General features: G+C 37.3%; 11 protein-coding genes. 4 read left to right on the forward strand and 7 right to left on the reverse strand.

What is annotated here, in order from left to right; translation table 11 throughout:
- Window positions 1-437 precede the first annotated feature (437 nt).
- The gene (gene avd / locus H1P_RS24775) at window positions 438-794 is read left to right on the forward strand and encodes a diversity-generating retroelement protein Avd (protein ID WP_144872365.1); all 357 of its coding nucleotides are present in this window, start codon (window positions 438-440) and stop codon (window positions 792-794) included.
- Window positions 795-814: 20 nt separating this feature from the next.
- Window positions 815-1,873 carry an RNA-directed DNA polymerase gene (locus tag H1P_RS24780; RefSeq protein WP_144872367.1) on the forward strand — a complete coding sequence of 353 codons (1,059 nt, stop codon included), beginning with the start codon at window positions 815-817 and terminating at the stop codon, window positions 1,871-1,873.
- On the opposite strand, the gene H1P_RS36480 is transcribed toward H1P_RS24780, so the two are convergent.
- From H1P_RS36480 to H1P_RS24805, 5 genes are all read right to left on the reverse strand, one after another.
- The gene (locus H1P_RS36480; protein ID WP_186376132.1) at window positions 1,829-2,026 is read right to left on the reverse strand and encodes a hypothetical protein; all 198 of its coding nucleotides are present in this window, start codon (window positions 2,024-2,026) and stop codon (window positions 1,829-1,831) included. The genes H1P_RS24780 and H1P_RS36480 overlap by 45 nt on opposite strands.
- A 182-nt stretch (window positions 2,027-2,208) precedes the next feature.
- Window positions 2,209-5,358 carry an efflux RND transporter permease subunit gene (locus H1P_RS24790; RefSeq protein WP_144872369.1) on the reverse strand — a complete coding sequence of 1,050 codons (3,150 nt, stop codon included), beginning with the start codon at window positions 5,356-5,358 and terminating at the stop codon, window positions 2,209-2,211.
- A 311-nt stretch (window positions 5,359-5,669) separates the two neighbouring features.
- On the reverse strand, window positions 5,670-5,966 hold the full coding sequence (locus H1P_RS24795) for a hypothetical protein (RefSeq protein WP_144872371.1): 297 nt from the start codon (window positions 5,964-5,966) through the stop codon (window positions 5,670-5,672).
- A 48-nt stretch (window positions 5,967-6,014) separates the two neighbouring features.
- Complete coding sequence (locus H1P_RS24800; protein WP_144872373.1) at window positions 6,015-7,382, reverse strand: efflux RND transporter periplasmic adaptor subunit; 1,368 nt, start codon at window positions 7,380-7,382, stop codon at window positions 6,015-6,017.
- 28 nt (window positions 7,383-7,410) lie between these two features.
- Window positions 7,411-7,980 (reverse strand): hypothetical protein, encoded by a 570-nt coding sequence (locus H1P_RS24805; protein ID WP_144872375.1) that lies wholly within the window; start codon window positions 7,978-7,980, stop codon window positions 7,411-7,413.
- A gap of 207 nt (window positions 7,981-8,187) precedes the next feature.
- Here H1P_RS24805 and H1P_RS24810 point away from each other — a divergent pair, with 207 nt between their 5' ends.
- Both H1P_RS24810 and H1P_RS24815 read left to right on the forward strand, forming a co-directional pair.
- The gene (locus H1P_RS24810) at window positions 8,188-8,733 is read left to right on the forward strand and encodes a PadR family transcriptional regulator (RefSeq protein WP_144872377.1); all 546 of its coding nucleotides are present in this window, start codon (window positions 8,188-8,190) and stop codon (window positions 8,731-8,733) included.
- A 373-nt stretch (window positions 8,734-9,106) separates the two neighbouring features.
- On the forward strand, window positions 9,107-10,819 hold the full coding sequence (locus H1P_RS24815; protein WP_144872379.1) for an ABC-ATPase domain-containing protein: 1,713 nt from the start codon (window positions 9,107-9,109) through the stop codon (window positions 10,817-10,819).
- A gap of 41 nt (window positions 10,820-10,860) precedes the next feature.
- Here the strand turns inward: H1P_RS24815 and H1P_RS24820 are convergent, their stop codons facing one another.
- Window positions 10,861-11,343: a hypothetical protein gene (locus H1P_RS24820; protein WP_144872381.1), complete on the reverse strand. Its 483-nt coding sequence runs from the start codon at window positions 11,341-11,343 to the stop codon at window positions 10,861-10,863.
- 246 nt (window positions 11,344-11,589) lie between these two features.
- The gene (locus H1P_RS24825) at window positions 11,590-11,931 is read right to left on the reverse strand and encodes a transposase (protein ID WP_144872383.1); all 342 of its coding nucleotides are present in this window, start codon (window positions 11,929-11,931) and stop codon (window positions 11,590-11,592) included.
- Window positions 11,932-12,079 lie beyond the last annotated feature (148 nt).

Genomic DNA, 12,079 nt, shown 5'->3' on the forward strand with positions numbered 1-12,079 from the left:
CTACTTTTTTCGTTACAGCTTTTACACACGAATTTGTAAATCCTGGTATGGATTGTACGGGTATGCGCTTTGACTCTCACTTTCTTGCTTGTCATGTTTGACTCACTCTCAATTAGATTAATATTTGAAATGAGTCATATTCTAGCAAAAATGATAAAAATTTCGTATATTCACCATTGCGGGGCGGTTCCTGGCTCAATCACCCAGTAGACTGCCGTTCCGCTTCCCGCCTCACCTTCTATAGGCGCGTCTACCACAACCTCAATAACGGTTTTCGGGTAGTGTGCGGGTTCGGGAGAACTCCTTAACCCTTTACTCTTTTCCCCTTTTACCCTTTATACTGTTTTTACTTTTTCCTTTTTTCCGCCCTTCGGCGGATCGCTATATTTTAAAAATATCAAGAAACTTTGATATTTGAGGGTTGATTGAGATGAAAGATGAAAGAATTATCAATTATTCAAAAGACTTGCGATCTAATCAAGTATTATGTCCCTATAATCGAGAGATTCCCCAAAGTTCATAAATTTACTCTAGGGGACAGAATCATCAATCAGTTGTATGATTTATTAGAGGGTTTAATCAAAGCGAAGTATACTAACAAGAAATTAAATCATTTAATTAATTTAAATGTTCAACTAGACATCTTACGACATCAAACAAAACTATTGTTAGATTTTAAGTTAATTACCCTCAAACGTTATGAGTATGTCAGTAAACAAATTGATGCAATTGGAATAGAATTGGGAGGCTGGATTAAAAAGCAACGTCAAAGAGAAAATGCTCCAAATAATTAGTAAGATAAAAATCGCTCGGTATGAAACGTTACGGGAACTTATATCCCCAGATTATTGAATTTGAAAATATCTATTTAGCCAGCCAAAAAGCCCAAAAAGGTAAGCGATTTCGAGACAACGTTTTACAATTCAATTATAATTTAGGAACAGAAATATTAAAAATTCAGCAAGAACTGAGAGACAAAACTTATCAGCCAGGAAGCTATCGAACTTTTCACCTCAGAGACATCAAAAGTCGTTTAATTTCGGCAGCCCCCTATCGAGATAGAGTAGTTCATCATGCTTTATGTAATATAATCATTCCAATTTTTGAGAGAACTTTCATTAGTGATACTTATGCCAATAGAGAAGGCTATGGAACTCATAAAGCCTTAAGACGATTTACTGATTTTGCTCGCTCTACCCGCTATGTACTTCAATGCGATATTAAGAAATATTTTCCCAGTATCGACCACGAAATTCTCAAGCAAATAATCAGACGAAAAATTAAATGTAAAGATACTCTTTGGTTAATCGATCAAATTATTGATAATAGTAACGAACAAGAAGAAGTAATTAATTATTTTCCTGGAGATAACTTACTTACTCCGATAGAACGCAGACATGGTTTACCGATTGGAAATTTAACCAGTCAGTGGATGGCTAATATATATTTATCGGGGTGCGACCATTTTGTTAAAGAACAACTCAAAGTTAGCAAGTATTTGAGGTATGTAGATGATTTTGCGCTGTTTTCTGATGACTATAAATTTCTCAAAGATGCTCGGATAGCTATTGAAGATTACTTGGCTAAACTGAGGTTAAAAATTCATCCCATTAAAAGTCAATTATTTGAAACCAAACATGGGGCAAGCTTTCTCGGTTTTCGTGTGTTCCCAGAGATAATTAAAGTTAGAAATAATAACTTACATCGCGCCAGAAAAAGACTAAAAAAATTGCAACAGGATTATGCACTAGGTAAGATTGATTTACAAGATATAAAGCAATCACTAAGTAGTTGGTCAGCACACCTAAAACACGGTGATACCTGGCGATTAAGGCAACAGATATTCAGTAACCTCGTCTTTACGAGGCATTGAATAGGGGTTAGGCGAACCCAATTGCGGGGCGGTTCCTGGAACAATCAACCAGAAAACTGCCGTTCCGCTACCCGCAACAACAACAATAGGCGCGACAACCACAACAACAATAACGGTTTTCGGGTAGTGTGCGGGTTCGGGAGAACTGTTCACAGTGAGAGTTGGCAGGTGGGAATCTGTCGAGAGTGCGCAGAAGAGTTCAGCCTAGTCCTGAGATGCTGGTAACGGTATCCAAAAATCAAACTGGGTTGGGGAGCTTGGTAGGTGGCGACACCGAAGAGTTCCTTGGCTTCTTTTAGCGATCGCTCTAATCTTTAATCTGCTATATTTGGGTATTATATTTTAGGCTGTATTAGATTAATTTCATTTGAGTTAACTACAAACTGTTTTTTAATCGATCGCGATTTTAATAAATAATAAGCCGAAGGAACGAAATAGAGAGCTAGGAGAGTTGCACCGATTACGCCACCTGCGATCGCAACTGCTAAGGGTGGCCAAAATTCACCCCCAGATAGAAGCAAGGGTACAAAACCAATTGCGGTTGTCAGAGTGGTAGTGAGAACATGACGAGTAGAGTGTAACACGACTTCTTGGATGGCTTTGGGATTACCAGTTTTGGCTACTGGATGATTAGAGATGACACTGAGAACTACAATCGAATCATTTACCGCCACACCTATCAAGCCTACTGTACCGATAATGGGGTTGAAACCAAAAGGATAGCCAAATAGCCAGATGGAAAAGATGCCTAACCCAAAAGAGGACATTGCAACTATGCCGATAATACCTGCTAATTGAAATGAACCAAGGGAAAGAACTAGAACCGCTATCATAATAATAGTGATGATTCCTACAGTAGAAATCAAACTGCCTACAGCATCACCTCTTTCTTCTGATTCTCCACCGAAGGAAAAAGTATAGCTAGGGGGTAAGGAAAAATTATTATCTGCTAGTTTGGCTTGGAATTGACTTAAAATTTCTGCTGGTAAAACTCCAGCCTTCAGAAAGCCTTGAATAGTATTAACTCTTTGTCCGTTGTAGTGAGTAATTTGCGCTAGTTCGGGTTTGAGTTGGACTTTACCTAAAGCACCAAGAGGAACAGCATTCAGAGGATTATTTTGAGTACTATCGAGACTGGGAGAAGTTGCTAATAAATCTAAAGAAGAGATTTGGGACAAGTTAGCGCGATCGCTATTTGACAAACGCACTCTGACGGGTAATTCTTCGGTTGCTTCCAAAATTGAACCGCCTACCGCACCTTCTAATGTAGTGTCTAGCTGTTGCGCTATGGTTGTGCGATTTAATCCTGCTAGTCGCGCTTGTTCTTCATCTAGTTGCAATTGTAGTTGTGGTTGAATTTCGTCCAAACTGGCGCGGGTGTGAGTTACTTCTGGTATTTGTACTAAAATTTGTCTGGCTACTTCCCCTAAAGATTGTAAGTTTTCTATATTAGAACCATAAATCCGCATTTCAATGGGTGCAGCAAAAGGAGGACCTTGTTCTAACTGTCTGACAATAATTCTAGCTGTGGGAAAGTCTTTATCTAGTTCGGTTTGCAACTTTTGGGTTAACCCACTAGAAGCTAGAGAGTTTAATTGAACTAAAGCTTGAGCATAATTAGCTTGTTGGTCTTTTCCACCACTCAAATTGTAATAAAAACTGGGAATACTGCTACCCAATAACCAATGAATATCTTTGACTTCTGGAAGCTCGATTATTTGTTGGCGAATTTGTTGAGTTAAAGTTTGAGTCTGTGCCAAAGAAGCCGAAGCCGTTAACTCCAATTCGATTTGGAGTTGATCTCGATCCGCAGCAGGAAAGAATTGTTGTTCGAGATTACCAGCTTGTATAAAACCAATAATTGGTAAGAGCAAAGCTAGCAAAATTGACAAAATAGGTTTAGCGATCGCCAATTTGATAGTGCGTTGATATAACCTAGTCAAGAAAGGAAAAGAAATACCACTTTGCAACCATCCTGTAGGGTGGGCATTGCCCACCTTACTATTACGATGCAACTTAGCTGCTAAAGTGGGAATGATTGTTAGAGAAATAAATAGAGAACAACAAACAGCGACAATCACCGTAATCGCGATCGTTCCCACAAATTCACCCGTACTTCCAGGTAACAGGGCGATGGGTAAAAAAGCTAACACAGTAGTCAGAGTGGAACTTAATAGAGGAATCGCCAAAGTCTTAATACTATTAGTAAGTGCAACTTTAGCTCTAATTCCCTGTCGCAGTTGATTTTGTACCTCATCAACCATGACGATCGCATTATCAATTAAAATACCCAGTGCCACAATTAATCCTGTAATCGACATTTGGTGCAGAGGAATATCTAACCAATTCATCCAACCAAACACCATTAATACTGATAAGGGTAAAGCCGAACCAACTATTAAAGCACTTCGCCAACCCATCATGACTACAGTTACGCCAAAGACTAAAGCTGCACCTAGCAACAGGTTAAAAATTAAACTATTTAGCCTCGCTTCGACATAACTACTTTGATCGAAAATAATCGGCAAACCAATGCTACTGGGTAACTCGGACTGAAATTCGGCTATTTTTTGCTGTGCTGCTTTCGCCCAAATATCTAGTCTTTGTCCTGATTCTACGTGAACGGCTATTGCGACAGCAGGATAACCATTAATTAAAGCAAGTTCATTAGCAGGTTCGGTAATTCCTTTACTTATGGTTGCAATGTTTTGCAAAGAAACAAATTGACCCCGATCGCCAAAATTAAGGGGAATTTGTCTAATTCTGGCTAAAGTATCTAATTCTCCAGCGACTTCAATCAGTAAGTTATTATCTTGACCTCGTAATTGTCCCGCAGCAATTTTACTATCACTTTGAACAATTTGTTGTGATAATTCTCTTGCTGTTAGATTGTAACTAGCTAAAGCTTGAGGATTAATTTCGACGACAACTTCTTCATCTGGATCGCCAAAAATTTCTACTTCTTCTGTTCCCGATATTCGTTCTAAACGTTCTTTTAAAACTTCCGCTTGACGACGTAAAATCCCATAGTTAGGTCGATCGTCTTGTTGCCAAGTCAAACCAGCAATCAAGGCATAGGCTTTAACTTTACCTTCTTCTAATTCTGGATCGCTAATATTAGCAGGTAGTTCGTTATTTACTTCATCTAGTTTATTTCGCACCCGCGACCAAACGGGGTCTACTTCTTGTTTAGCAACAGTATCTTGTAAATCAATATTAATAATAGAACTACCAGCACGAGAAGTCGATCGATAGGTATCAATCTCCTCAATTTCTGTTAGCTTGTCTTCAATCTTTTCTGTCACTAAAGCTTCCACTCTTTCAGCATCAGCACCAGGGAAAAAAGTTTTAACTGTCGCACTACGAGAAACTAATTCAGGGTCTTCTAATCTCGGTAGAGTGAAATAAGAAGAAATTCCCCAAACACTAATCAAGATAATAGTAAGAATTAGTAAGCGGACATTACGATAAAATAGGGTGAACATAATAATTATAAAGATATAAATAGAGTTAATTGGTTTGAGTTGTTAGTAAGGGCAGTTCCCTAAAGGACTCGCGACCCATCGCGCGAACTGCCCTGACAATAGTTGATTGTTGATTGTTAATTACTGGGAGGTAGAAAGATTAATTTGAGATGGAGATCGTTAATCCAGAACGCTTGAATCTATTAGAAAGAGTAATTAAAGTGAAACAATAAAAAGTTCAAATCAAACAGCAATTAAGCGATTAATTTTAGCTAAATTTTTACCTAATCTTTTGGGGACAGATGCAATTAGGCTTTAATTGATTTGTCTAATTACTTGATTCTTTTCGTATCATCAAAATCTTGACTACTAGAAATAGCCTCTAAATCTCTAATTCGCTGTTCTATTTGTTGAAAAATTCTAGCTGATTCAACTGCTTTTTGATTACCACTGAACCAAACTGCAATAGTACTGATACTAACTCCGATAATTACAGCTACTGGTAAAATAATACCGCTTCGAGATACATTAACTAAAGGAATACAAATAGCCATTATTCCTGTTGCTAAACTCCAAATAATAGCAGTAGCTCCAACTTTTGCCCCATTTTTCTGGGTTGTATTTCTCATTTTTTTACCTCATTATTTTCTGAAAAATTAGTTGAAATTGAAAGATAACTAATGGTGAACAGTACTAACTAATTGTCCTGGAACAAGTCTTTGTGTTCCATCAGTAACGATCGCATCTCCTTCTTTAAGTGTTCCTCTAACTAAAACCTGTCCTCCTTTAGTTTCTAACACTTCTAATAATCTGCGTTCGATTTTATAGGAATTAGCGTCATTATTCTGTGTTGCAACTACAGCATAACAAGACCATAAACCGCGATCGCTTTTAACCAATGCAGTTACAGGTAGCCAATAGCCTTCAGTAGCAACAGTTTGAGTTATTGGTAAGCGTGCAATTTGTTGGGGAGAAACTCGAACATTTGATGCTAGCTGCAAAACAACTGTCCGAGTACGAGTAGCTGGATCGACTTCTGGTAAGATTGCCTTGACTTTCGCTGGATAAGTCTTTCCTCCAATTTCTACTTCCTGCTGACTTTTCAATTGTAATTGTGTAGCTATATCGTTTGGTACGCCAATTTTTACCTCTAGCTGACTATCTTCCACCACACGTACAATAGGATTACCTGTCTCAATTACTGTCCCTTTGTCAAAATAACGCAAGGCAATTATTCCAGAAAAAGGAGCTTTCAGGGAGCTTTTGGCAATAGTAATTTCTAAATCGTTAATTTGCGCTGATAATTGCTCGACTACGGCTTTTTGTGCTGCTATTTGCTCGTAACGAGTCCCATTAACTAATTCTGCTAAATTACTTTGAGCATTAGCCAAACGCTCTGACAATGCTTGGGAGTTAAAGTCAATTTCATCTAGTTGTTCTTTGGAAATCGCTCCTTGTTCGTAAAGATATTTTCGGCGATCGCGTTTAATTTGTTCTAATTCTAATTGCCTTTCTATGTCCCTGACACTGGCTTGTGCTGCTGCAATTTGTTCGCTTCTTGCACCGTTTTGGAGTTCTCTTAATCTAGCTTCTGCTTGGGCTTTTTGAGCGACTAATGACTGGCGTTGTGCTGACAAATTGCTTGTATCTATTTGGGCTACAACTGTACCTGTAGTAACGCGATCTCCTTCATCCACTGAAATTGACACTAATTTACCACCGCGTTCAAAACCGATTTCACTCTGTAGTTTCGCCACTACTTCACCCGTGTAGCTTTGCACTAATTGATAACTTTTGCTTGATTGAATCTGGGTTGTCTTAACAGGAAGTGGATTAACTTGAGTTAGCTGTTGACTTGGCGTAGGAGCTTGATTTGTCTCAACTCTACCTATACCCACTCCAGTAAGTAAAAGAATTAAACTAGCTGAAACTACCTGCCATTTTTTTAGTTGTGGAGAATTTTGGGGTTTTATTGTCAAGGTCGATTCTTTCAATTCAGGCGATCGCTCTGGTTCGGGAAATTTTGAGATGTACTGCTTATCCATGACTTTAATACCGAGTGAGAAAAATTTATTAAAATAAATCAGAAATGCTGAAGTTGTAGCCAATTCCTAGTAGTAAGCCAATATCCGTATCATTTTCAGGAAAAGTAATATTAACTCTTGCTGTGCCGACAAATTTCTTACCGATAGGAATATCAACACCCGTGGTAATTAAAGCATCTACTCCAAAATCACCAAATAAATCTTCTATCGCTATTCCTGCTCCCGCAAAAGGGAACAATAATTCCCGTTCTGAAGAGCTATTTCCTATGGGAAACCCCAGAGTAAGGGAAAATAAACTTAACCCATCGTCTTGAAAAAGACTAGAAGTATGTAATGAGAACTTATCAGTAAATGCACTTCTCCCGATTAGAGAAAACCCGCCTTCTCCTAAAGGGGTGGCATCGCCACTAATACCGATGGTACCTCCCAAGCCAATATAGCTACGAGTTGGTTCCTTTTCTTCCTCTTCTTCTGAAGTTACTTCTATATCTTCTCGATCGCTTTCCATTTCTGGATCGATGTTTTGTGCCTGACTGGGAAAATGTAAATAAGGACACAATAAGATTATAGTTGCGAACTGAATAGCAATATTTTTCATAGGTCGATCGGCGTTCAATTATTGTTCATTATTATTTAATCTTGCTAGTAGACAATATGTTATTTTATATACATTATGTTGTATAAAACTTTTTGTATATAAAAATAATAGTATACTAAACAAATTGAGTATGTCAAGCTAATTTAGAAGAAAACTATTAGCTAGTTGATTCACTCTTTACTCTTTACCAATAACTAACGACTGAATATGGCATTAGCGCACACAATTTTGGCAACACTAGGAGATGAAGCTTACAGTGGTTACGATCTGTGGAAAAAATTTTCCCAAACCAAAGCCTGCTATTGGCAAGCCAGTCAACAGCAAATCTATCGAGAATTAGGTAAATTAGAAAAAGAAGAAGCGATCGATTCAGAAATTATTGCCCAAAAAGGTCGTCCAGCAAAAAAAATCTATCAGATAACAGACAAAGGGATCGAAAAGCTTAAAAACTGGGTGTTAGAACCAGCAGAGCCAATGGCTATTCGTGAAGATTTGCTAGTTAAAGTAATTTCAGCTCACTTAGCTCCTAAATCGGTAATTTTGCAAGAAATTGAACGACATCGTCAAATTCATACTCAACAGTTATCAGTTTATAAAGAAATAGAACAGCAGAACTTTCCTGATGTATCCAAGTTATCCTATAAGCAAAAATGTATTTACGCTACCTTGCGTTGTGGTATTGGTTACGAAAGTTATCGGATTTCCTGGTGTGATGAAGCGATCTCTTTATTGAGTGAAGAAACTTCAAAATAGACGTAACACCTCTTTTTTCTCTTTAGGATAAGGCGATCGCTTTTACCGAAATCCGCTATAATTTTTTATTATCATTAGAAAACAAAATAGCGATCGCAAATTTAATTTTCCAATCAAAAACAACAAAAAAGCCGATTTCCTAAAAGATATTGATGAATTTTTGCCAGAAAACCCTTGAAAGAAATAATAACCGATACCAATTCTCACGCAATAGTTAGATATATAGAGAATTATTTATTCTTAAGAAAAAACACTAAAAATACTGTTTAGACTAACGGGCGTGACTCCTGACTCCTGACTCCTGACTCCTGACTCCTGACTCCTGACTCCTGACTCCTGACTCCTGACTCCTGATTACTGGTTACTGAACAAAATGTCTAACGCGCAAAATCTCAGAAATATTCTACAAAGAATTGATGGTGCTGGCTATAAAGCCTACAAAGATATTAAGGGTAGCTATCAGTTCGATGATTTTAGCTTAATCTGCGATCGCATACAAGGCGATCCCTTTGCTTCTCCCAGTAAACTCAGGGTTAAAATACCCCAAGCTATCGCTAAATTTCCCACGCAACTATATAAGAATAAAAGTCGCGAAATAGCGTTACGGGATTACATTACAAGAGAGTTTGCAACCGTAGCGAGTAATTTGAGTACTCGTCGGGGTACGGGTAAAAGTGGTTTAATAGCAATTGCTAGTTGTGGACAGGAAGTTTTAGAGCGGACATCAGTTTTAATTGATGATGAGTATGTAGAGATCCGTTTTGTTGTTGGTTTACCCGCGAGAGGAAGAAGGGTATTAGGTCGTCAAGCAACGGCTATGCTATGTGAAGATATTCCCGATATTGTCTCCGCATTGTTATATGATGCCTTGGATAAAGATGCGCTACAGCAACAAGTGGAAACTGTAGAAGATGCCGACTATATAAGAGAACAATTACCCAGTAATAATTTAGTGGCGTTTGTTCCTAATAGTGCAATCTTACCCCGTCGTAGTGGGGTGGATTTTCGTCCTTTAACAGAAACAGCTATCCCTTTTAAGTCTCCACCCGATCTAGAAGTGGAGTTTAACTGTCCCAACCGAGGCATAATAAAAGGCATGGGTATACCCCAAGGAATTACTTTAATAGTCGGTGGTGGATATCATGGAAAATCTACTTTATTAAAAGCAATCGAATTAGGAGTTTATAATCAGATCCCTGGGGATGGAAGAGAATTAGTGGTAACTAACCCCAATGCAGTTAAAATTCGCGCTGAAGATGGACGTAGCGTTACAGGAGTTGATATATCCCCTTTTATCAATCTTTTACCAGGTAATCGCACAACTAATAATTTTTCGACTACTAATGCTAGTGGTAGCACCTCCCAAGCAGCAAATATTATCGAAGCTTTAGAAGCCAACGCTAAATTATTACTGATAGACGAAGATACATCCGCTACTAACTTTACTATACGCGATCGCCGAATGCAAATGCTGATCGTCAAAGAAAAAGAACCAATTACCCCCTTTATTGATAAAGTAAAACAACTCTACAACGACTATGGTGTTTCTACGATCTTAGTAATGGGAGGAAGCGGAGATTACTTTGAAGTAGCCGATACTGTAATTGCAATGGATAGCTACCTACCCCACAATGCTACCACCAAAGCAAAAGCGATCGCCAAAGACTATCCTACAGAAAGACAAGCAGAAGGTGGAACACATTTCGGCACAATTACCCCTAGAATACCCGTAGCCAACAGTATCGATCCCAGTACCGATAAAAGAGATGTCAAAACCAAAGTACGAGATTTAGACACCATTATCTTTGGTAAAGAAGATATCGAGCTTAATGCTGTAGAACAATTAGTAGATAACGGACAGTTAAAAGCGATCGCTGCTGCTATGATTTATTGTAAGCAAAACTATCTTCAACAACCTCTTACTATTTCCCAAATTCTCAATTTAATAGATAAAGATATCGCCACAAAAGGTTTAGATATTATCAATGAATATCCTTCTGGAGAGTTAGCTTTCTTTCGTAGTTTTGAACTCGCAGCAGCTATTAATCGTTTAAGAAGTTTGGAAGTTAAGCAAAAATTTAAGTAAATCTATTGCGTGAAAGATCGGTAAAAATACATTATAGTTAGTTAGCTTATTATGTTATTTTTTTTTATATTTTTGTCTTTTTTAAAGTTTATATTATTAAGTTTAGTTTTTTCCAGGATTTTTGGGATAGATATAGGTAAATTTTCAAAATTAAGAGGTTTGATAGGATAACTAACCCTATAATAGTCTCCATATCTAAGCTTTGTATCATAGGAGTCGTAAGAATATAATCCTTTTCTCGACATTTCTATATATTCGCTAAATGCAAAACGCTTTTTTTCGATCGAATTATCGGTAGGCATTGTAACTTTATCGAAACAATCAGAATCAAATTGTCCTACAGTATTTTCTTCAAATTGTTCGATGAAAAAATCTGCTATAAACTCCCAATCTTCTTTTGAAGCAATAATACTGTCTGGTAAACTACCGTAAAGACCAGAAGTAAAATAAGCTATTGATCCTTGACTATCTGTTGCAAACCATACTATGTCCCAGGTTTCTAGTCCAATTCTAGTGAATTCCATTTTGAGTTTATCTCGATTGAATACTCTAAATACTAAGTTACTCTTCAAAAGCTTATTTAAATATTTAGATTCTATTCAACATACTATATAAAAGCTATAAAAATATTAATATTGCGATTAGTTATTTAATGTCTAAAAAAGCGATCGCATATTAACCATATACTAATCTATACAAATTTTAATCGTAACAATTACACCCTGTAAAGACGTGATGTATCGCGTCTCTACCATTATCGGGAAAACTATTCAATTTTTTATATTCATGGGATGATGTTTATCTTCTGACCATTTAACAGGATTATTCACAATATAATTCCGAATATTTTCTAACCCTCTTTCATAGCGAATAATATGTTCGTAAAATCTAGATTGCCAACGAAAAATATCATCACCATTTTTACGACACCAACGAGTTACAGATGCTTTATAAGGCTGAATAATTGCTGATAACGAACCTGGTTTTAATGGCGCAAATTTATTTGATTTATCTGTGGGTTGTAACGATGTGTTGAATTTTTGGGTAGAGCGATCGATAACAACAATTCCATGCAGATGATTGGGCATCATAACATAACCCTCTTCTGTCACTTTCCGATATCGATCCTTACAGAGAGAGGATTACAGCCATTTTTAAATTTAAGTTTTTCTTATTAGAAAAAAATAGAGCAATTCTTTTCTCTCTAAAGACTTCAGGATTTAGAAATGATAAAAGTTTTCGGAGTCTGACAGAAGAGGG

The sequence above is a fragment of the Hyella patelloides LEGE 07179 genome (assembly GCF_900659865.1).
Classification (GTDB): Bacteria; Cyanobacteriota; Cyanobacteriia; order Cyanobacteriales; family Xenococcaceae; genus Hyella; species Hyella patelloides.

Coding starts and splice junctions, on each gene's coding strand:
- H1P_RS24795 (WP_144872371.1), bottom strand. CDS start 5,966: ATGAGAAATACAACCCAGAAAAATGGGGCAAAAGTTGGAGCTACTGCT.
- H1P_RS24820 (WP_144872381.1), bottom strand. CDS start 11,343: ATGGAATTCACTAGAATTGGACTAGAAACCTGGGACATAGTATGGTTT.
- H1P_RS24815 (WP_144872379.1), top strand. CDS start 9,107: ATGTCTAACGCGCAAAATCTCAGAAATATTCTACAAAGAATTGATGGT.
- H1P_RS24800 (WP_144872373.1), bottom strand. CDS start 7,382: ATGGATAAGCAGTACATCTCAAAATTTCCCGAACCAGAGCGATCGCCT.
- avd (WP_144872365.1), top strand. CDS start 438: ATGAAAGAATTATCAATTATTCAAAAGACTTGCGATCTAATCAAGTAT.
- H1P_RS24780 (WP_144872367.1), top strand. CDS start 815: ATGAAACGTTACGGGAACTTATATCCCCAGATTATTGAATTTGAAAAT.
- H1P_RS24810 (WP_144872377.1), top strand. CDS start 8,188: ATGGCATTAGCGCACACAATTTTGGCAACACTAGGAGATGAAGCTTAC.
- H1P_RS24790 (WP_144872369.1), bottom strand. CDS start 5,358: ATGTTCACCCTATTTTATCGTAATGTCCGCTTACTAATTCTTACTATT.
- H1P_RS24805 (WP_144872375.1), bottom strand. CDS start 7,980: ATGAAAAATATTGCTATTCAGTTCGCAACTATAATCTTATTGTGTCCT.